The sequence below is a fragment of the Methylobacterium marchantiae genome (assembly GCF_042679825.1).
Lineage (GTDB): Bacteria > Pseudomonadota > Alphaproteobacteria > Rhizobiales > Beijerinckiaceae > Methylobacterium > Methylobacterium marchantiae.
The window spans coordinates 1-19,100 of sequence record NZ_JBHTND010000049.1 but is presented as its reverse complement, the minus strand read 5'-3'; the positions used below and the strand labels follow the sequence as shown (position 1 = coordinate 19,100).

19 protein-coding genes and 1 pseudogene are annotated in these 19,100 nt (G+C 66.1%); 10 read left to right on the top strand and 10 right to left on the bottom strand.

Features of this window, described 5'->3' with window-relative positions:
- Positions 1 to 98: 98 nt before the first annotated feature.
- From ACFQ4G_RS21050 to ACFQ4G_RS21015, 8 genes and pseudogenes are all read left to right on the top strand, one after another.
- Positions 99 to 908: pseudogene (locus tag ACFQ4G_RS21050) on the top strand (type IV secretion system protein); the annotation flags it as partial.
- A complete protein-coding gene (trbF, locus tag ACFQ4G_RS21045; RefSeq protein WP_238209040.1) occupies positions 908 to 1,591 on the top strand; it encodes a conjugal transfer protein TrbF in 684 nt (227 codons plus the stop codon). The pseudogene ACFQ4G_RS21050 and the gene trbF, both read left to right, overlap by 1 nt.
- The gene (gene trbG / locus ACFQ4G_RS21040; protein WP_238209041.1) at positions 1,588 to 2,613 is read left to right on the top strand and encodes a P-type conjugative transfer protein TrbG; all 1,026 of its coding nucleotides are present in this window, start codon (positions 1,588 to 1,590) and stop codon (positions 2,611 to 2,613) included. Before trbF ends, trbG begins: the two co-directional genes overlap by 4 nt.
- A complete protein-coding gene (locus ACFQ4G_RS21035; RefSeq protein ID WP_238209042.1) occupies positions 2,610 to 3,848 on the top strand; it encodes a TrbI/VirB10 family protein in 1,239 nt (412 codons plus the stop codon). The genes trbG and ACFQ4G_RS21035 overlap by 4 nt, the downstream gene beginning before the upstream one ends.
- Positions 3,845 to 4,072, top strand: a complete 228-nt coding sequence (locus tag ACFQ4G_RS21030; protein WP_238209043.1) for a DUF2274 domain-containing protein — start codon at positions 3,845 to 3,847, stop codon at positions 4,070 to 4,072. Before ACFQ4G_RS21035 ends, ACFQ4G_RS21030 begins: the two co-directional genes overlap by 4 nt.
- Before the next feature lie 118 nt (positions 4,073 to 4,190).
- Positions 4,191 to 4,571, top strand: a complete 381-nt coding sequence (locus ACFQ4G_RS21025; protein WP_379041015.1) for a helix-turn-helix domain-containing protein — start codon at positions 4,191 to 4,193, stop codon at positions 4,569 to 4,571.
- Positions 4,571 to 5,803, top strand: coding sequence for a type II toxin-antitoxin system HipA family toxin (locus ACFQ4G_RS21020; RefSeq protein ID WP_238209045.1), 1,233 nt, complete (start codon positions 4,571 to 4,573; stop codon positions 5,801 to 5,803). Before ACFQ4G_RS21025 ends, ACFQ4G_RS21020 begins: the two co-directional genes overlap by 1 nt.
- A 266-nt stretch (positions 5,804 to 6,069) precedes the next feature.
- On the top strand, positions 6,070 to 6,342 hold the full coding sequence (locus tag ACFQ4G_RS21015) for a helix-turn-helix transcriptional regulator (protein WP_238209046.1): 273 nt from the start codon (positions 6,070 to 6,072) through the stop codon (positions 6,340 to 6,342).
- On the opposite strand, the gene ACFQ4G_RS21010 is transcribed toward ACFQ4G_RS21015, so the two are convergent.
- The 4 genes from ACFQ4G_RS21010 to ACFQ4G_RS20995 all read right to left on the bottom strand — a co-directional run bounded on the left by ACFQ4G_RS21010 (position 6,332) and on the right by ACFQ4G_RS20995 (position 11,916).
- Positions 6,332 to 7,588: a tyrosine-type recombinase/integrase gene (locus tag ACFQ4G_RS21010; protein WP_238209047.1), complete on the bottom strand. Its 1,257-nt coding sequence runs from the start codon at positions 7,586 to 7,588 to the stop codon at positions 6,332 to 6,334. The two genes, ACFQ4G_RS21015 and ACFQ4G_RS21010, sit on opposite strands and share 11 nt — an antisense overlap.
- A 318-nt stretch (positions 7,589 to 7,906) precedes the next feature.
- On the bottom strand, positions 7,907 to 9,463 hold the full coding sequence (gene guaA, locus ACFQ4G_RS21005) for a glutamine-hydrolyzing GMP synthase (protein ID WP_238209048.1): 1,557 nt from the start codon (positions 9,461 to 9,463) through the stop codon (positions 7,907 to 7,909).
- A gap of 117 nt (positions 9,464 to 9,580) precedes the next feature.
- Entirely contained in the window at positions 9,581 to 10,540 is a 960-nt protein-coding gene (locus tag ACFQ4G_RS21000) for an alpha/beta hydrolase (RefSeq protein WP_238209049.1), read from the bottom strand.
- Positions 10,540 to 11,916: an RsmB/NOP family class I SAM-dependent RNA methyltransferase gene (locus ACFQ4G_RS20995; RefSeq protein ID WP_379041018.1), complete on the bottom strand. Its 1,377-nt coding sequence runs from the start codon at positions 11,914 to 11,916 to the stop codon at positions 10,540 to 10,542. Before ACFQ4G_RS20995 ends, ACFQ4G_RS21000 begins: the two co-directional genes overlap by 1 nt.
- A gap of 123 nt (positions 11,917 to 12,039) precedes the next feature.
- Here ACFQ4G_RS20995 and ACFQ4G_RS20990 point away from each other — a divergent pair, with 123 nt between their 5' ends.
- Entirely contained in the window at positions 12,040 to 12,210 is a 171-nt protein-coding gene (locus tag ACFQ4G_RS20990; protein ID WP_238209050.1) for a hypothetical protein, read from the top strand.
- A 28-nt stretch (positions 12,211 to 12,238) separates the two neighbouring features.
- Here the strand turns inward: ACFQ4G_RS20990 and panE are convergent, their stop codons facing one another.
- The 5 genes from panE to ACFQ4G_RS20965 form a co-directional block, all read right to left on the bottom strand.
- Positions 12,239 to 13,177, bottom strand: coding sequence for a 2-dehydropantoate 2-reductase (panE, locus tag ACFQ4G_RS20985; protein ID WP_238209051.1), 939 nt, complete (start codon positions 13,175 to 13,177; stop codon positions 12,239 to 12,241).
- A 69-nt stretch (positions 13,178 to 13,246) separates the two neighbouring features.
- Positions 13,247 to 13,678, bottom strand: coding sequence for an MAPEG family protein (locus ACFQ4G_RS20980; protein WP_238209052.1), 432 nt, complete (start codon positions 13,676 to 13,678; stop codon positions 13,247 to 13,249).
- A 22-nt stretch (positions 13,679 to 13,700) separates the two neighbouring features.
- Positions 13,701 to 14,123, bottom strand: a complete 423-nt coding sequence (locus ACFQ4G_RS20975; RefSeq protein WP_238209053.1) for an MAPEG family protein — start codon at positions 14,121 to 14,123, stop codon at positions 13,701 to 13,703.
- Between the two features lie 10 nt (positions 14,124 to 14,133).
- Positions 14,134 to 15,627, bottom strand: a complete 1,494-nt coding sequence (guaB, locus tag ACFQ4G_RS20970) for an IMP dehydrogenase (RefSeq protein WP_238209054.1) — start codon at positions 15,625 to 15,627, stop codon at positions 14,134 to 14,136.
- A gap of 130 nt (positions 15,628 to 15,757) precedes the next feature.
- A complete protein-coding gene (locus ACFQ4G_RS20965) occupies positions 15,758 to 16,642 on the bottom strand; it encodes a DUF3313 domain-containing protein (RefSeq protein ID WP_238209055.1) in 885 nt (294 codons plus the stop codon).
- A gap of 301 nt (positions 16,643 to 16,943) precedes the next feature.
- Between ACFQ4G_RS20965 and ACFQ4G_RS20960 the strand changes: the two genes are divergently transcribed.
- Positions 16,944 to 18,344 (top strand): MFS transporter, encoded by a 1,401-nt coding sequence (locus tag ACFQ4G_RS20960; RefSeq protein ID WP_238209056.1) that lies wholly within the window; start codon positions 16,944 to 16,946, stop codon positions 18,342 to 18,344.
- 10 nt (positions 18,345 to 18,354) lie between these two features.
- Here ACFQ4G_RS20960 and ACFQ4G_RS20955 read toward each other — a convergent pair whose 3' ends face one another.
- Positions 18,355 to 18,894 (bottom strand): DoxX family protein, encoded by a 540-nt coding sequence (locus ACFQ4G_RS20955; protein WP_238209057.1) that lies wholly within the window; start codon positions 18,892 to 18,894, stop codon positions 18,355 to 18,357.
- Positions 18,895 to 19,100: the final 206 nt, after the last annotated feature.

The following is a 19,100-nucleotide window of genomic DNA, read 5'->3' as shown; positions in this document are numbered from 1 at the left end:
GCCGAGGCCGAAGCCCGCTACTATGCCAAAGCCGAGGCTCAACCCTTGGCCGCCTGAACCCAAACCAAATGGTCTCCGGAAAACCCGGCGCGGTTCACACCCTGATCGAGTTCAAGCTGACGACGCTGGCAGGCTTCGTGCTGATCCCGTTCGGGCTGTTCGGCAAATCCGCCTTCATGGCCGAACGGGTGCTGGGCAACGTCATCTCGTCGGGCATCAAGGTGCTGGTGCTGGCCGTCATCATTGGCATCGGCTCGACGCTGTTCAGCCAGTTCACCGCGGGCTTCGGCGGCACGGCGCCGACGATCGACGACGCCATGGCGATCGTGCTGGCGGCGCTGTCGCTGCTGGGCTTGGGAACCTTCGGTCCCGGCATCGCCAACGGTCTCGTCTCCGGCGGCCCGCAGCTCGGTGCGGGTTCGGCCATTGGAACGGGTCTCGCCGCAGGCGGTATGGTCGCCGCCGGAGGTGCTGCGATCGGCGCCGTCGCGTCCGGCGGGGCCGCTCTCGCCGGAGGAGCCGCCGCTGCCGCCCGTGGCGGCGCGACCCTCGCGGGCGGTGCGACCGCCGCCTATCAGGCCGGAGGCGCATCGGGCGTCGCCAGTACCGGCGTGTCCCAGGCCGGGTCCACCATCGCCAGCCCGTTCAGGCGCGCCGCCGCCTCCATGAAGGACAGCTTTCAGGCCGGCGAACGCGCCGTCAGCGGCGAGGCCGCACTGAGCGAGGGCGCCGACGCTCCATCCGCATCGTCTTCGTCCGCCAGCGCTGACGGCCCGCCCGCATGGGCCAAGCGCATGAAGCGCGGCCAGCAAGCCTCCCACGGCATCCAGGCCGCCGCCCACGCCGTCAAATCCGGCGACAGCCATGGCGGCGGCTCTTCCGTCAACCTCTCCGAAAGCGACCGCTGATGTTCAAACGACCTTCCACCCATTACGGCAAGACGCCGCAACCCGAGACGCCATACCAGCGCGCCGCCCAGGTCTGGGACGAGCGCATCGGCTCGGCCCGCGTCCAGGCGAAGAACTGGCGCCTCATGGCGTTCGGCTCACTGACCCTGTCGGCCGGGCTGTCCGGCGCGCTGGTCTGGCAATCCGCCAACGGCTCGATCGTGCCGTGGGTGGTGCAAGTCGACAAGCTCGGTCAGGCGCAGGCCATCGCGCCCGCCGTCGCCGACTACCGCCCGACCGCTCCGCAGATCGCCTGGCATCTGGCGCGCTTCATCGAGCAGGTCCGCTCGATCCCAGCCGATGCCATCATCGTCCGGCAGAACTGGCTGCGCGCCTATGAGTTCACCACCGATCGCGGGGCCATGGCGCTTAACGACTATGCCCGCGTCAACGACCCTTTCACCAAGGTCGGCAAGCAGCAGATCGCTGTCGAGGTGTCGTCCGTCATTCGCGCCTCACCCGACAGCTTTCGCGTCGCCTGGGTCGAGCGCCGCTATCAGGACGGCTCGCTCGCCGAGACATCGCGCTGGACCGCCATCCTCACCATCGCCGTCGCGCCACCCCGTGATGCCGAAAAGCTCCGGGCCAATCCGCTCGGAATCTACGTCAACGCCATCAACTGGTCGAAGGAGCTTGGACAATGACACCGTCTTTCCGTAGCGCCGGGAAGCCGGCTTCCCGCACAACCGCATTTGCGGCTTTGCTGCTTTGCACGTCGGCGCTCGCCGGCTGCGCCACGACGCAGAAACCGCCCGAGATCGCCTATGATGACGCTGCGCCCGCCGTGCAGACCGTCGATCCGCCGGCGCCGGTCACCGTCGTCGAACTGCCGCGACCCTTGCCGCTGCCCGGCCAGATGAAGCCGGTGGAGCGCTCGCGCCAGACGCCAGAACCGACCGATCCCGCCGCCCGCGTCAATCAGGCTAATGCTGCCGCGCGCATCCAGCCCGTCCGCGACGGCTTCATCAACGCCATGCAGGTCTATCCCTATACCGGCGGCGCCCTCTATCAGGTCTACACCGCCGTCGGCCAGATCACCGACATCGCGCTCCAGCCGGGCGAAACCCTCGTCGGCTCCGGGCCGGTCGCCGCCGGCGACACGGTGCGCTGGATCATCGGCGACACGCTCAGCGGCTCGGGGGCCACGCAACAGGTCCATATCCTTGTCAAACCGACGCGCGCCGACCTGATGACCAATCTCGTCATCAACACCAATCTGCGCACCTACCACATGGAGCTGCGCTCGTCCGAGCGGACCTATATGGCGTCGGTGTCCTGGCAATATCCGCAGGACCAGCTTATCGCCCTGCGTCGTCAGAACAGCCAGGCCGAGGCCGCCCAGCCGGTCGCCAGTGGCGTCGATCTCGCCAACGTCAACTTCCGCTATGCGATCGAGGGCGACCGTGCGCCATGGCGGCCGCTGCGCGCCTTCGACGACGAGCGACAGGTGTTCATCGAATTCCCGCGCGGCATAGCCCAAGGTGAGATGCCGCCGCTCTTCGTCGTCGGTCCCGAGGGTAACACCTCGGAGCTGGTGAACTACCGGGTGCGCGGCCGGCATATGATCGTCGCTCGGCTGTTCGCCGCCGCCGAACTGCGCTTCGGCACCGGCGACAATCAAAAGCGCGTCCGTATCACCCGCACTGACGGGAGGTCGGCATCGTGAGCGAGATCGATCCTGATAAGAGCGCGAAGCCAGGGGCGACGCCGGACGACGACGACGCCCGTCCGTTGACCGGCGAGCCGGTCGCACCGATGCGCCTTCGTGCCGAACCGCCGCGCGTCACCCGGTTGTCGCGGAAGGTTCTGGCCGGTCTCGGCCTAGTCGGCAGCCTCAGTATTGGCGGCGCGCTGATCTATGCGCTCCAGACCCGCGATGGCGGCGGGGGAAACAGCGAACTCTATTCGACCGAGAACCGCTCGACCGCCGATGGTCTCAACGGCCTGCCGAGGGATTATACCGGCCCGGTCCTGGGGCCAGCTTTGCCGGGCGATCTCGGGCGGCCGATTCTCGATGCTCAGAACAGGGGCCAGCCCGTTCCCGCGCCGGGCATCGCCACAGCCACACCGGGTCTCAGCGCCGAAGAGCAGCGCCGGCTTCAGGAAATTGAAGCGGCGCGAACCGGTAAGCTGTTCGCTTCAACCGAGTCGCGCAACGTCGCGTCACCAACGACCACGCCGGCCAATGCCACGGCACCCATTCCGGACCTGACCGGCCTCGGCCTCGCGCCACAGCCAGCGACGCCTACCGCGCAGGACCGCCAGCTCGCCTTCCTCAATCAGGCGGCCGACAGGCGCACCGTCGCATCGGATCGCGTGGCCGCGCCGGCGTCGCCGAACATCCTTCAGGCCGGCGCGGTCATTCCGGCCGCGCTCATCACCGGCATCCGCTCCGATCTGCCCGGACAGATCACCGCCCAGGTCACGGAGAATATTTACGACAGCCCGACCGGTCGCATCCTGCTCGTACCACAGGGCACACGGCTGATCGGCCAGTATGACAATGGCGTCGGCTTCGGCCAGCGCCGTGTCCTGCTGGTCTGGAACCGCCTCATCATGCCGAACGGCCGCTCGATCGTGCTGGAGCGTCAGCCGGGCGCTGACGCCGAAGGCTATGCAGGACTTGAGGATGGCGTCGATTATCATTGGGGCGAACTGTTCAAGGCGGCGGCGCTTTCGACGCTGCTCAGCATTGGCGCCAACACGGGATCGTCCAGCGACGAGAGCGATCTTCTTAGCGCTATCCGCGACGGCGCTTCAGACAGCATCGGCCAGACCGGCCGCCAAATCGTCCAGCGCCAGCTCAATATCGCACCGACGCTGACCATCCGGCCGGGCTTCCCCGTCCGCGTCATCGTAACGCGCGACCTCGTGCTTGAAGCATATGGAGCCGCGCCATGACCAAGCTCAAGCTCGGCCCGATCGCCGATGACAAGCCAGTGAAGGTGACGGTGGAACTGCCCGCCAGCCTGCATCGCGATCTTACCGCCTATGCCGATGTGCTCGCCCGCGAGAGCGGCCATTCGCCGACCGATCCTGTCCGCCTTATTGTGCCCATGCTGGAACGGTTCATCGCGACTGATCGGGCGTTTGCCAAGGCGAAGCGCAGCACGTTACCCGGTTGATCTAGCATTGCCCTGGCTCAGGCAGCGTCGCCCATCAGCGCGTCGGGCTTGAAAAATCAACTAATTCATCATATATGACTTACATCAACGCTATGTCGGTCATATACGGAGAATTGCATTGGGCTCCCCAAAGTCGAGATCAGCGCTCGAACGGCTTGGGCACGACGTTCGCAACGCACGTTTGCGGCGTGGAGTAGCTGTGGCTGATCTCGCAGCCCGCGCCGGCACTTCTGCCAGTACCGTCGCACGGCTCGAAAAAGGCGATCCGGGCGTCGGCATCGGTACGCTTGCCGATGTTCTCGTCGCCATGGGGCTTGTAGAGCGCCTGGCCGACCTCCTTGACACACGCAAGGATGACCTGGGTCTAGCGTTGGCCGCCGAACAGTTGCCGCGACGCGGAAAATCCTTTGCCGCCAAACTCCGCAGGCAGGAAACGCAGGGTCATAAGGCGCAACAGGATGAAACCGATGTCGTCGACCCAGATGGCGCGGCCTTCTGATGCCCGACTTCGCCGCTCATGTCGCCCTTGGTGAGAGCCTGACGCCCGTCGGCCAATTGCGTTTCACGCAGGTCGGGCCGCGCCAGTTTTCCACCTTTTCGTATGATGCCGCCTGGACCGAGAACCCCCGAGCCTTTGCTTTGCAGCCGGACTTGCCCTTCGAAGGCGGACCGTTCCACACCTCCGGCCAGCCGGGCAATATGCGTGACGCGCTCGCAGGCGTCTTCTCCGATGCTGCACCCGATAGCTGGGGACGCAGGCTTCTCGAACGCACCTATGGCAATGGCCTCTCCGAGTTTGAATATCTGACGCTCTCCGACGATACCTGCCGCCAAGGGGCGCTACGTTTCGTTGATGACAAGGGCGAGGTGATCACGGGACGCGCCGCTGAGGCTGTACCGCGCTTGCTCGACCTACAGGCCATCACCGCCATCTCCCGAGCCTACGAACAGGGCAAGGAGATCTCCGCACAGGATATGCAGGCGCTTGCCGGAGCCGGCGGCTCAGGGGGGGCGCGCCCCAAGGCCAATGTCATTGATGGCGAGACCCTCTGGCTTGCCAAATTCACCTCCGTTCACGACCAGCAACCCATCGAGCGGGTCGAAGTCGCAACGCTCCGGCTCGCCAGAGCCTGCGGCATCCGCACGCCCGAGGCGAGACTGGAGCTTGCGGATACCCCGTTCCCCGTCGCCTTGCTGCAACGGTTCGATCGACGCGGCACCGCCCGTATCCCCTACATCTCCGCGCGCACGGCATTGGGCAAAACCGGGACAGACCTCGGCGCCTACACCGAGATCGTCGATTTCATGCGCACGGCGGCGGCCGACCCGTCGGCCGACTTCCGGGAACTCTATCTGCGCTTGATCTTCACCATCCTCGTGTCGAACAAGGATGACCATCTGAAGAACCATGGCTTCCTCTATGTCGGCGCTGGGCGCTGGCGTCTGTCCCCGATGTTCGACGTGAACCCCGCGCCCGATCGCAACCCGCACCTCGAAACGGCGATCCTGGAGGGCGGAGGTCACGACCGATCCATCCGGCTTGCCCTGGAAGCTTGCGACTTCTTCGAAATCGTCGAATCCGAGGCGCGCCAGACGATCCGGGAAACCGCACGGCGAATTTCGGCTGAATGGCGCGAGGCGTTCCGCCTGGTCGGCGTTACCGGCAGCCTTGCGCGTGACTATGAACCGGCGTTTCTGAACGATGAAACCGAAATCGCTCTGGCCCTATAACAATCATATATGACCAATTATATTGCTCATTATGTCAGATATGATTAGTTGATCTGAATTTCGAGTGCAGGGCGTGGCGGGCTGAACGCGCGCGTGACTGAAGGCCAATGAAGCGCAACAACGGCAGGTCCACCGATTGCGCCTTGGCAAACCCTCCGTTTCCTACGCCATTGCCGCCGTTTCCACGCTCGCGCTCCGTGCGGCATTCCCAACCCTGACGACTATCGGCTTCTATTGTCCTCGGATTTTACAACTGAGGTATCGCCATGAGCCGTCCGCAATCAGCCTTGAGCAAACGAACCATCCGCCGAAGCCAGCTCCGCGAGATCGTCCCGCTTGCCGACACCACGATCTACGACATGGAGCAGCGGGGCGAGTTCCCGCAGAGGTTCTATCTGACGTCCCGTTGCGTTGTATGGGATCTGGCCGAAGTCGAAGCCTGGCTGGCGATGCGCCGTCAGGCTTCGAATGCGAAGACCGTCAAACGCGCACCGTCTCCAGATGTACATCTGAGGAAGACCCGGCCGGTTACACGGTAGGTTCCGGCACCAGCAGGTCCATCGACGGCGGATAAAGCGTCGGGGCATATTTCTGACCGACGACCCAGGCATCGACGAGGTTCGCCCACTCCTGCATCATGTGACGGCGCTGATGCTCATACTCGGCTTTGTTGTAGATACCGCGCGACGAACGACCGTCCTCATGGGCCAGGCACTTCTCGATCCAGTCGCTGTTGAAGCCCAGCTCATTGAGAAGCGTCGAGCCGGTTCGCCGAAGATCGTGGACCGTGAACGGCTCCAGCGGCAATCCCTCCTTTTTCGCGCGCACCACCACAGCGGTCGTGATCCGGTTGAACGTGGCCCGCGACATCGGGGCATCGGCGTCATAGCGCGACGGGAGCAGGTACTTCGAGTTACCCGCGCAGGTCTTCAGCGCGATGAGCATGTCGATCGCCTGCTGGGCGAGATAGACGTTGTGCGCCTTCGAGCGCTTCATCCGCTCCTTGGGGATCGACCAGACGGCGTTCTCGAAATCCACCTCGTCCCACGTCGCATCCTGGAGTTCGCTCTTGCGGACCATCGTCAGCAGGATGAGGCGCAGACCGAGCCGAATCGTCGGCAGCGTCGGCACATGTTCGAGTTGCCCGAGCATCACCCGGATTTCAGAGGGTGACAGCGAGCGATCCTTCGGGACGAAGGTTGCGATCGAGGCCGGTCCAACCTCGTCAGCCGGATTGGCGACCTTCTCGCCGTGCAGGATCGCGAAGGCGTAGATCAGCTTCACGATATCACGGACATGAACCGCTGTTGCGGGCGCCCCGCGCTCTTTGACCTTCGCGCACATGGCCCGCAGATCGTTCGGATCGATCTCCGTCAGCAGGCGATTCCGGAACGTCGGCAGGATGTCGCGCTCGAAGATCGCGCGTCGCATGGCCCGGGTGCTGTCGGCCATCTTCGCCTCTTGCATCCAACGCTCGCCAAACTCGCCAAAGCTCTTGGCTTCCTTGAGGCGACGCTTCTCGCGCTGCTTCTCATGGGCCGGCGAGCGGCCCTCGCCGATCGCTCGCTTGGCATCGATCAGCTTCTCACGTGCCCGCGCCAGGGACAGGTCCGTTGGGGAGTATCGGCCCAGCGTCACCGTCTCACGCCGGCCGTTCAAACGGTAGTCGTAGCGGAACGCGATTTTCCCTGACGGCTGCACGAGAACGTACATACCGTCACGGTCGGTAACTTTGTACAATTTATCTTTTGGTTTCAGGCTCTTAAGAGCAGCATCCGTCAGCATAACTCCCTCCAAAAATGGGCAATTTCCAGGGGAGAGGCTCGAATTATACCGTCAGGCCAAAATCACCCTCTCTGAAGATGAATTATCGCTTTAATTTCAATGCGATATAGCCAAAAAATATACCGTCAAGGCTCTCTTGAACCTGACGGTATAATGGTTTTGGCGGTCGATCAAGATTCGGCCATACCGTCATCCGTACCGTCATTCCATTCGCATGCCCTGCGATAGATAACGATAGAAGACGAGATATAATTATTTTATTTCAATGACTTAGATCGTACTATAGCGTAGTTTCGGATACGTTCGGATGGGCCTGAATCACTCCCACTCGATCGTCCCAGGCGGCTTCGAGGTGATGTCGTAGGTCACACGGTTGATGCCCTTGACCTCGTTGATGATGCGGGTGGCGACGCGGCCGAGGAAGGCCATGTCGAAGGGGTAGAAATCCGCCGTCATGCCGTCGACCGAGGTCACGGCGCGAAGCGCACAGACATGGTCGTAGGTGCGGCCATCGCCCATCACGCCCACGGTCTTCACCGGCAGGATCACTGCGAAGGCCTGCCAGATCGTGTCGTAGAGGCCGGCCTTTCGGATCTCGTCGAGGTAGATGGCGTCGGCTTTCCTAAGCGCTTCCAGCTTCTCGGCGGTGATGGTGCCGGGGCAGCGGATGGCGAGGCCGGGGCCGGGGAAGGGGTGGCGGCCGACGAAGGCTTCCGGCAGACCGAGCTCCTTGCCGAGCACCCGGACCTCGTCCTTGAACAATTCGCGCAGAGGCTCCACGAGCTGCATGTTCATGCGCTCGGGCAGGCCGCCGACATTATGGTGGCTCTTGATCGTCACCGAGGGGCCGCCGGTGAAGGAGACGCTCTCGATCACGTCCGGGTAGAGCGTGCCCTGCGCAAGGAAAGCCGCGCCGCCGATCTTCTTCGCTTCCTCGTCGAACACGTCGATGAACAGGCGGCCGATGGTCTTGCGCTTGATCTCGGGGTCGCTGACGCCCTCGAGCTCGCCGAGGAACAGCTCCTGCGCCTGAACATGGACCAGGGGGATGTTGTAATGGTCGCGGAACAGCCGCACGACCTCCTCGGCCTCGCCCATGCGCAGCAGGCCGTGATCGACGAAGACGCACGTCAACTGCTCGCCGATCGCCTCGTGGATCAGCACCGCCGCCACCGACGAATCGACGCCGCCCGACAGGCCGCAGATCACGCGCTCCTTGCCGACCTGCTCGCGTATCTTGGCAATCGCCTCCTCGCGATAGGCGCCCATGGTCCAGTCGCCGGTGCAGCCGGCGATGTCGCGCACGAAGTTGCGGATCAGAAGGGCGCCGTGCGGGGTATGCGCCACCTCCGGATGGAACTGGACCGCGTAATAGTTGCGTGCCTCGTCCGCGACGGCGGCGAAGGGGGCGTTCTTGGAAATGGCGACGGTGGTGAAGCCGTCGGGCAGCTTTGTGACGCGGTCACCGTGGCTCATCCAGACCGGGTAATGCTCGCCCACATGCCAGACGCCCTTGAACAGGGGGCAATCGGCCAGGATCTCGATCTCGGCCCGTCCGAATTCGGCATGGTGCCCGCCCTCGACCTCACCGCCGAGCTGCGCCGCCATGGTCTGCTGGCCGTAGCAGATGCCGAAGACCGGCACGCCGGAATCGAACACCACCTGGGGCGTGCGGGGCGAGGCGTCGCTCGTCACCGATTCGGGGCCACCCGAGAGGATCACGCCCTTGGGTTTCGACTCCGCAAAGGCCTCCGCCGCCTTGGTGAAGGGGACGATCTCGCAATAGACCCCCTCCTCGCGCACACGCCGCGCGATGAGCTGGGTCACCTGGCTGCCGAAATCGACGATGAGGATCTTGTCGTGGTCGGTATTCATGGATCGGAGTTAGACGAGGCCCTGCCACGGTGCAACGCGCAGCTTCCGCAGGGCGCGCACCACCCACATGCGTTGGGCATGGCGCCGCCGGTTCGAAGGGCCGAACGTCGCCCATGCTCACGCCCTGAGGAAGCCGCGACGCCGCATCCAGGTGAGGAACAGGCCGGACCACGCTGCGGCCGGTGAGCCCGGCACGCCGAGTCCGAAGCCGTGCCCCCCACGCTCGAACAGGTGTAGCTCAGTCGGCACCAGCGCGCTGCGCAGGGCCGAGAACATCAGCAGGCTGTTGTCGACCACGGCGATCGGGTCGTCGGCGGCCTGGGCGAGGAAGGTCGGCGGCGCCTTCTCGCGGACATGCGTATCCACCGAATAGACCGCCGCCTTGACCGGGTCCGGTGGGTCGCCGGCGAGGATGCGCCGCGTCGAGGTACGGTCGAAGGGCGGCCGCAGGGTGATGACGGGATAGATCAGGCCGGCGAGTTCGGGCCGTGCCGAGAGCGCATCGCTGGAATCGAGCCCGGCATAGGTCTCCGCCGTGGCACGCATGGCCGCCTCCCCCATCAGGTGGCCGCCGGCGGAGAAGCCGAGCACGCCGATCCGCTCGGGGTCGACCCCGTAGCCCACGGCTCCCGCCCGAACCAGTCGGATCGCCCGCTGCACGTCCTGAAGCGGAGCGTCGGGTCCCGCCGCCCATCCCTCGCCGGGCAGCCGGTAGATCAGGACGAAGGCGGTGATGCCGACGGTGGCGAGCCACCGCGCCACCGGGATTCCCTCGTTGCCGATGTCGATGCGGCGGTAGCCACCGCCGGCCGCCACCACCAGAGCCGCACCGTTGGGCTTGGGCGCGCGCATCACGAGCAGGCAAGGGCGCGCCACGTTGCTGATCACGCCGTCGCGGCTCTCGTCGAAGCGGCCATCCGCCGCGAAGGGACCTCCCCCTCCGGGCGGCAGACCGGGCCACAGGTCGATCACATCGAGAGTCGAGCCTGGAGCCTGGATCGGCTCGGCGCGGGCTTCCGAACCGCCGGACAGCATCGCCGCAGCTGCGGCGAACAATGTCCTGCGGTGGAGACTCATCAGCCGCGCCGTTCCAGGGTGGCGACGTAAAATCCGTCCGTCCCCGTGAGCGCCGGGCTCATCTGAAGGCCGTGCTCGGTCAATCGGACGGAATCTGCGAGCCCTTGGGCGTGGTCCGCGATGACCGATCCCGCCGGCAGGATCGTCAGGGCGCCGTCCGCCCGCGCCAGAATGCCGTTGATGGCGGCGTCGTTCTCCTCGCGCAGCAGGGAGCAGGTGATGTAGGTGATCCGCCCTCCCGGCCGCACAAGACGCAGGGCCCGATCGAGCACCTCGGCCTGGTCGGCGACGCGAGCACTGAGGGAACCCAGGCGCAGCCGCCACTTGGCGTCGGGATTGCGCCTCCACGTCCCTGTGCCTGTACAGGGCGCGTCGACCACTACCCTGTCGACGGTGCCGTCGAGGTCACCGAGGACGTCGGCCCTCGCCCGCCCTCCGCGCGGGGTCCGGATTTCGGCCTCGGCACCTGCGCGGCGCAGGCGGTCATGGATCGGCGCGAGACGGCGCGGATCGTCGTCGGTGGCGATCAATCGTCCCCGGTTCTGCATCATCGCAGCGATCGCAAGGGTCTTGCCGCCGCCGCCGGCACAGAGATCGACCACGGTCTCGCCGGGTCGCACGCCGCTCAGCGCGCCGGCGAGCTGCGAGCCCTCGTCCTGGATCTCGTACCAGCCGTCGAGGAATTCGGGCTCCACATGCAGCGCGGGACCACGACCGTCCTCGCCCAGCGGAATGCGCAGGCCGTTCGGTGCAAGCGGCGTGATCTCGGGGGCCAGATGCGTGAGCCCGGCGAGCGCCGTCTCGCGGTCGCGCTTCAGCGTATTGATCCGGATATCGAGCGGGGCGCGGCGGCCGAGAGCACGCAATTCGTCGAGCAGGGCGTCGCCGAACAGGTGACTCAGGGAAGGCAGGATCCAGTCCGGCACGTCGCCGGCCACATGCGCGGGCGCGTCCGTCAGCGAGCCCTCGGCAATCGCCCGGCGCTCGGCATCGGTCAGGGGATCGGGTGCGAAACGCTCGCCCGAGAACAGGCCCGCGATGGTCGGTGCGGCGAGCCCGTGCTGCAGCCGAAGCATGCCGATGAGAACGGCGCGCGGCGTGTCCTCGCCCATCACCCAGGCCGCGGAGGCGCGGCGGCGCAGGGCGTCGTAGACGAGGCTGGCGATGGCGGCACGGTCGCCTGAGCCGGCGAAACGATGGGCGAGGCCCCAATCCTTGAGGGCATCCGCGGCCGGACGGCGTCGCTCGGCGATATCGGCGAGCACCTCGATGGCGGCGGAGAGACGGGCGGGAGGGGTCAGGACGAAATCCTCAAGGTTAGGGAAGCGTGACCGGTCAGGAGCGCCGCCGCGATGCGACCACGCTTTGATCCGCAGCCGGACACAATACAGCCGAGCTTCCGGCACGATCCGCCGTCAGAACGGCAAGGCGCCAGAACCGTCTCGTGCCCTTGCTGCGCCCGAGCCCGCTGCGTCAACGTCCGGAGCTTCGCAATCGTCATGTCCCCCATCATTCATCTGACCCTCGCGGGTCTCGTCCTCCTCAGCGTCGCCGCCTGCTCCACCGCGCCCGCCGTCGACCTGACCCCGCCGCCGCAGCGCCCTTACGACGCCAAGACGCAGCTCGAATACGGAAACCCGCCCTCGCCGCCGCCGAGCCCACGCTACTAACGCTCCGGCATCGGCGGAAGCCGCCGATTCAGGCGGCTTCACGCGCGCGACGATTCTCGTAGGCCTTGAGGTGGGTGTAGACCCGGTCGAGCATCGGATGCGCATCTTCCCGGCTGCGGGCGATGAGGTCACCGACGATATGGTCGGCCTCGATCCGCGCCTTATTCTCGATGTCGCGCAGCATCGAGGCGGTGAAAGCCGATCCCTCCGCCGTAAGCGTGGTGCGCGTATTCTGCATCACCTTGTCCCGCGGAGCGTGGCCGGCATCCTCGGCGATGCGGCGGCACTCTTCCATCAGCGCCTCGATGAAGGCGAGACCGCCGGGAGCCGCGACGATGTCGCCGATCGTGGCGCGCATCAGGCAAGTCGCCCCGGCGAGCGTCGCCAGGAACGACCATTTCTCCCACATCTCCAACACCATCGTCTCGCTGAGGCGCGGCTGGAACGCGACGCCCTGCATCAGCGCCTCGACCCGCTCCACGCGCTCCGAACGGCCGCCGGCCCGCTCGCCGTAGGTCAGGGTGTGGAGAGGGCTCATCTGCCGGATCTCGCCGTTGGCGGCCACCGTCGCCGCGATGGCGCAGGAACCGCCGAGGATGCGTTCCGGGCCGAAAGCGGCATCGAGCGCATCGAGATGACGCATGCCGTTCAGAACCGGCAGTACCATCGTCGTCTGACCGACGGCCGGCGCCACATCGGCGATGGCGGCATCGAGATCGTAGGCCTTGCAGCTCAGCAGGACGAGGTCGAAGCTGCCGCCATGGCCGGCGGCGAGATCGGCGGCCGTGACCGTCGCGGGCGACGGGAGATGGATGTCGCCCACCGGGCTCTTCACGCTAAGGCCCATTGCCGCCAGTTTCTCGGCGCGGGCCGGGCGGACGAGGAAGGTCACGTCCCGACCGGCCTCGGCGAGGCGCGCCCCGAAATAACCGCCTGTGGCACCGGCGCCGACGACGAGTACGCGCATGGAACGATCCTCAACCTGAATGAGCCTCCCTCTTTATCGGACGAGGGCCGCGACTTTCCAGGCGTGACGTCAGATTCCGATGGGGGCGATGAAGATGCGCACCGCGAAGATGACCCACATCAGCAGGAGGACCAGCGCGCCGGCCGCATAGGCGCGGAAGCGATGGGGCACATGGTTCGAGGTGACGTAGACACCCGCATGAATCACTCGCGTGGCGACGAAGATCCAGGCGAGGACGACGAAGAGGAGGTCGGCCTTCTTCGTGTAGAGCGCCAGCGGCACCAGGGCGAAGAACAGGACCGGCAGCTCGAACTGGTTCGAGAAGGCATTGGCCGCCTGCTGGGCGGGTGCCGGCCAGGCGCGCTCGCCCATGCTGACGTCGGTGGCTCTCACCCCCTTCGACCGGACGACGCCGAGACGCGCGCCTCCCATCCAGAACAGCAGGACGAAGATCAGCAGAACCTGCGCAAAGACGGGGGCGAGAATGGCGCGGACGGTCATGGCGGGTCCTGTCGCTGCCGCATCACCACCCGAGGGCGACGAGGCCGAGATGCGCGACGAGGACCGCGCAACCGAGGAAGTTGATGACGAAGACCCTGCCTCTCAGTGGCACGTCGTCGGTGAGCGTCTGGACACCGGTATGGATCACCCGGCCGACGAAGAAGAGCCAAGCTGCCGAGACATCGATCCAGGTCACCCGGTCGAAGGCGACGAGGAGGGCGACGCAGGCGAAGACGATGATCGGGAGTTCGAACTGGTTGGAGAGGTTGCGGGTGAGGCGGGCGATGTGCAGCGGCTCATCGCGGCCGAGCTCGAAACAGCCGAATTGCACCTCCCCACTACGGACCGCCAGGAGGCGTACCGCGGAGAGCCAGACATAGAGGCCGAAGACGAGGCCGATCTGCGCCAGCACCGGCCAGAGCAGGAGGTGTCGCAGATCGGTCACCGGATCGGTCTCAGGCGCGGCTCGGGTAGTTCGGGCTCTCGCGGGTGATGGTCACGTCGTGGACGTGGCTCTCGCGCAAGCCGGCATTGGTGATGCGCACGAACTGCGCCTTGTCCTGGAATTCGGGGATGGTCGGCGCGCCGACATAGCCCATGGCTGCGCGCAGGCCGCCGGCGAGCTGGTGCAGCACCGCTGCAACCGGGCCCTTGTACGGCACCTGCCCCTCGATCCCCTCGGGCACGAGCTTGTGGGTGTCGCTGACCTCGGCCTGGAAGTAGCGGTCGGCCGAGCCGCGGGCCATGGCGCCCACCGAGCCCATGCCGCGATAGCTCTTGTAGGAGCGGCCCTGGTGCAGGAACACCTCGCCGGGCGCCTCGTCGGTGCCGGCGAGAAGCGAGCCCAGCATGGCCACGGACGCTCCGGCCGCGATAGCCTTGGCGAGGTCACCCGAGAACTTGATGCCGCCATCGGCGATCACCGGCACGTTGGCCCGGTCGGCGGCTTCGACCGCCTCCATCAGAGCAGTCAGCTGGGGCACGCCGACACCCGCCACGATGCGGGTGGTGCAGATCGAGCCCGGTCCGATACCGACCTTGATCGCATCGGCGCCGGCATCGATGAGGGCCTGGGCGCCGTCGCGGGTGGCGACGTTGCCGGCCACGATCTGCACGGTGTTGGAGAGCTGCTTCACCCGGCGCACGGCGTCGAGCACCTTGATCGAGTGGCCGTGCGCGGTGTCGACCACGACCACGTCGCAGCCCGCATCGATCAGGCGCTCGGCCCGCTCGAAGCCGCTATCGCCGGTGGTGGTGGCGGCGGCCACCCGCAGGCGGCCCTGCTCGTCCTTGACCGCGCCCGGATAGGCCACCTGCTTCTCGATGTCCTTCACCGTGATCAGGCCGATGCAGCGGTAATGGTCGTCGACCACGAGGAGCTTCTCGATGCGGAACTGGTGCAGGAGGCGCTTGGCCTCCTCCTGGTTCACGCCCTCGCGCACGGTGATGAGCCGGTCGCGGGTCATCAGCTCGGCCACCGTCTCGGAAGGGTTGGTGGCGAAGCGCACGTCACGGTTGGTGAGGATGCCGACGAGCTTGCCGCGTGAGCCGTTGGGGCCGCGCTCGACCACCGGAATGCCCGAGATGCGGTTCTGCTTCATCAGAGAGAACGCGTCAGCGAGGGTCTCGTCCGGGTGGATGGTGATCGGGTTAAGCACCATGCCCGACTCGTACTTCTTGACGAGGCGAACCTGCTCGGCCTGCTCGGCCGGCTCGAGATTGCGGTGGATGACGCCCATGCCGCCGTTCTGGGCCATGGCGATGGCCATCGGCGCCTCGGTGACGGTGTCCATGGCCGAGGCCAGGATCGGCATGTTGAGCTGGATGGAGCGGGTCAGGCGCGTCGCGACGCTGACTTCCGTGGGCATCACCGAGGATGCGGCAGGGCGCAGGAGCACGTCGTCGAAGGTCAGGCCCTCGATGATGGATTCCGCGGTGATACGAGCCATGTGCCAACTCCCGAACGGGTGAGAGGCGCCGGGCTGGATGAGCCGTCGGCGCCGAATGCGTTGGCACGGCGCAGTATCATGGGGCCGGACCCTGCGCAAAGGCAGGATCGCGGCATCGCGACGGGAAAACTCAGTTGATCCGGTCGCGGGGGCCCTTGTCGGTCCAATCCGGCGGCAGGCCGATATAGTCGCCGAGGATTCCGTCGATGCCCGGCGCTCGGCCGAACTGCTCGCAATCGGGATCGAGCGGAGCCTCGCCGAGGGTGGTGATCCGGATGCGGTTCCAGTTGGGGATCGCATTCGGCTCCTTGAACGGATCACGCCCGGTCACGAGGAGCGTGCCGAAATCCTGTCCGAACTCACCCGCGAGATCGTAGGCGTCGCCGGCCGAGGAGAAGCGCGCCTGGTTGGTGAAGGCATTGGCACCCCCACCCCAGATCATCGCCGCCCGCTGCTGGTGACGGCCGTCGAGGGCTTCCGCCTCGATGGTGATGCTGCCGAGACCGATCGGAATACGGGGGATCGGCACCCGGCCCACCGCGGTGGCGAAGCCAACGCCGAGCTGAGACGCGACCGTGATTCCGGCCGAAGTGGCGATCGTAGCGCCGGCAGCCGGTACGTTGGTGAGATCGACGCGGGTGACGGCGGAGCGAACCGTCAGGTCGGCTTTCTTCGTGGAGACAACGTCGTAGCGCAGCGACAACTCGTAGCAGAGCGCACGGTCGGCAGCGTTGGCGATCAGGCGCCGCTCGACGAGGTTAAGACCGGGCCCGGAAATCGACTCCGGAAACTGCGTCGGAACGATGCGAACCGTCTGCGTCGCGGCGAGCGCTGCGGGATCGGCATAGAGCTTCGCCTTGGTCGCCACCTCGTCGCTTGGATTGAGACGATCGTAGCGGGTGAGCGAGCCGGTCTCGTTGAGGAGAACGGTGCCGCATCCGGCAACCATCAGAAGGAGGCCGAAAGCGCCTCCGATAACAGGCGAGCGTCGACAGGTTTCGGACCGCGAGGGCATTCAATGACTTTCACGCAGAATGGCGGCGGCGATGTCCCGCGCAGCCGATGCGATGCGGGACAGCCGTGTTGTCGCCGAGCTTAAGGCCGTATCCCTCCCCCCGAAAGACGGCCCCGCTGGCATACCGGCTCGAAGCCCCCGACTGTGGCTCACGTGTCACGGTTGCAGAGCACGTGCGATGCCGCACCTTTCATCCACTGACATGGCAAAAGCCCGGTGCCGTTGCGTAAGAAATCGATTCGGCACATCGGGATGCCCGACCGAACCGGCGCGCCTCGTCTGCGCCGCTGAGCAGAGCTTCATGCGCACGTCCCAGATCGTCCCCCTCGTCGTCGCCACCGCGTTGTTCATGGAGAACACCGACTCCACGGTGATCGCCACGGCACTGCCGGCCATCGCGAGAAGCCTGAACGAGGACCCGATCGCGCTGAAACTGGCGCTCACCGCCTATCTTGTCAGCTTGGCGATCTTCATACCGATCAGCGGCTGGATGGCCGACCGCTACGGGGCACGCACGATCTTCCGCACGGCGCTCGTGGTGTTCATGGCCGGGTCGCTGGCCTGCGCCGCATCCAATTCGCTCGGCGCCTTCGTCGCCGCCCGGGCGTTCCAGGGCGTCGGCGGGGCGATGATGGTGCCGGTGGGGCGTCTCGTCATCCTGCGGGCGGTTCCCAAGAGCGAACTCGTCAGCGCTCTGGCCTACCTCACCATCCCAGCCCTGATCGGCCCGATCATGGGACCGCCGCTGGGCGGATTGATCACGACCTATCTCGACTGGCGCTGGATCTTCTTCATCAACATCCCGATCGGGCTCGCCGGGATCGTGCTCTCGACGATCTACTTCGAGAACATCCGCGAGCCCTCGCGGCCGCCCCTCGACGTGATCGGCTTCCTGCTGTCCGGAGCGGGCCTTGCCGCGATGATGCTCGGCCTCGCCTCCCTCGGACGCCATCTTCTGCCGGATTACGTCTCGTGGGGCTGCCTCGTCGGCGGCGCGATCCTGCTGGCGCTCTACCTCGTGCATTCGCGCCGGGTGGCACATCCGGTGATTCGGCTCGACCTGCTGAGATACCCGACCTTTCGCGCGGCGGTGACCGGTGGGAGTCTCTTCCGCATCGGCACGGGGGCGATCCCCTTCCTGCTGCCGCTGATGCTGCAGATCGGCTTCGGCCTCGACCCGCTGCAATCGGGGCTTCTCACCTTCGCGGCGGCGGCGGGGGCCCTGCTCATCAAGATCATCGGCCCGCGTATCCTGCGCGCCTACGGCTTTCGCCGGGTGATGCTGTTCAACGCCATCGTCGCGTCGGGCTTCCTTGCGGTGAACGGCCTGTTCACGGCGCAGACCCCGCACTGGCTCATCGTCGCCATCCTGCTCGTCGGCGGCTGCGTCCGCTCGCTCCAGTTCACCTGCGTCAACGCCATCGCCTATGCCGAGCTGGAGACGCGGGACATGAGCTCGGCGACGAGCCTCGCCAGCGTCGCTCAGCAATTGTCGCTCAGCCTCGGCGTCTCGATCGGTGCCCTGGCCCTCGAGACGGCCGCCGCGGAGCACGGACGCACCATGATCGAGGCGAGCGATTTCTGGCCGGCCTTCGTCACCGTAGCGGTGATTTCCTTCGCCTCGCTCTTTGCCTTCCTCCGCCTGGCGCCCGATGCCGGTGCGGAGGTGTCGGGTCAGCGGTTGGCGTCGAAGGGCGTTTAGGCCTCGCCCCTCACGCCGCTGCGCGGCTCGACGGCCGGGCGGGGCTGCGCTTGGGACCCTTCGTCGATTTGGCATTTCCGTTGGCCGATTGCGGCTTGGACGATCGCGACTTGGCCGGCGCGCGCACGGCCGCCTCGCGGGACGATTGCCGCCAACCCTGCCAGCTCCAGGCGCCGGGGCCGGTGATCGCGTAGATCAGGAAGCCGCCGGCAAGACCGAGATCGGCCAGGAACAGCGTGCGTTCCGTCAAGGCCGCAGCTCCGGCATAGGTCCAGAACCCGTGAAGCAGCATCGCCATCGTCACCGCGAACCCCGCCAAAGCGATGCCGGTGAGGCGGGGCATCACGCCGAGGATCAGCGCCAGGGGACCGAAGACCTGGACGACCACGGCGGCCGTGGCGACGGCATTGGGAGAAGGCATCCCGGCCCCAGCCAGGGACAAAGCGAAACCCGAGACGTTGAGCGCCCGGGCGATGCCGGTGGGCAGCAGCGCCGCCGCCAACAGCAGTCGCGATGCGAGAAGCACTCCATCCTGGCTACGACCGATCACGCGCGAACTCCGTCCCTACCGCATCGAAGTGGAGAGGATTGTCGGGAGCGACTGAAGACGGCGTTAAGGGGTGGCGCCCGTGCTCATTCTCCGGTGGAGCGACGCTCCGCCTTAGAGTCTGTCCGGCATCATGATGTTTTCTGACAGAGCTTTCGGGTCATTAGGCGGATGGAGGCCAAGAGGACGAACGCTCGCCCTTTCCGGCT

What these genes read in the sequence shown, in the direction of transcription:
- ACFQ4G_RS20965 (WP_238209055.1), bottom strand. Translation starts at nt 16,642, where the DNA reads ATGCCCTCGCGGTCCGAAACCTGTCGACGCTCGCCTGTTATCGGAGGC.
- trbF (WP_238209040.1), top strand. Translation starts at nt 908, where the DNA reads ATGTTCAAACGACCTTCCACCCATTACGGCAAGACGCCGCAACCCGAG.
- ACFQ4G_RS20980 (WP_238209052.1), bottom strand. Translation starts at nt 13,678, where the DNA reads ATGACCGTCCGCGCCATTCTCGCCCCCGTCTTTGCGCAGGTTCTGCTG.
- ACFQ4G_RS21015 (WP_238209046.1), top strand. Translation starts at nt 6,070, where the DNA reads ATGAGCCGTCCGCAATCAGCCTTGAGCAAACGAACCATCCGCCGAAGC.
- panE (WP_238209051.1), bottom strand. Translation starts at nt 13,177, where the DNA reads ATGCGCGTACTCGTCGTCGGCGCCGGTGCCACAGGCGGTTATTTCGGG.
- ACFQ4G_RS21010 (WP_238209047.1), bottom strand. Translation starts at nt 7,588, where the DNA reads ATGCTGACGGATGCTGCTCTTAAGAGCCTGAAACCAAAAGATAAATTG.
- ACFQ4G_RS21030 (WP_238209043.1), top strand. Translation starts at nt 3,845, where the DNA reads ATGACCAAGCTCAAGCTCGGCCCGATCGCCGATGACAAGCCAGTGAAG.
- guaB (WP_238209054.1), bottom strand. Translation starts at nt 15,627, where the DNA reads ATGGCTCGTATCACCGCGGAATCCATCATCGAGGGCCTGACCTTCGAC.
- ACFQ4G_RS21020 (WP_238209045.1), top strand. Translation starts at nt 4,571, where the DNA reads ATGCCCGACTTCGCCGCTCATGTCGCCCTTGGTGAGAGCCTGACGCCC.
- guaA (WP_238209048.1), bottom strand. Translation starts at nt 9,463, where the DNA reads ATGAATACCGACCACGACAAGATCCTCATCGTCGATTTCGGCAGCCAG.
- ACFQ4G_RS20960 (WP_238209056.1), top strand. Translation starts at nt 16,944, where the DNA reads ATGCGCACGTCCCAGATCGTCCCCCTCGTCGTCGCCACCGCGTTGTTC.
- ACFQ4G_RS20990 (WP_238209050.1), top strand. Translation starts at nt 12,040, where the DNA reads ATGTCCCCCATCATTCATCTGACCCTCGCGGGTCTCGTCCTCCTCAGC.
- ACFQ4G_RS21000 (WP_238209049.1), bottom strand. Translation starts at nt 10,540, where the DNA reads ATGAGTCTCCACCGCAGGACATTGTTCGCCGCAGCTGCGGCGATGCTG.
- trbG (WP_238209041.1), top strand. Translation starts at nt 1,588, where the DNA reads ATGACACCGTCTTTCCGTAGCGCCGGGAAGCCGGCTTCCCGCACAACC.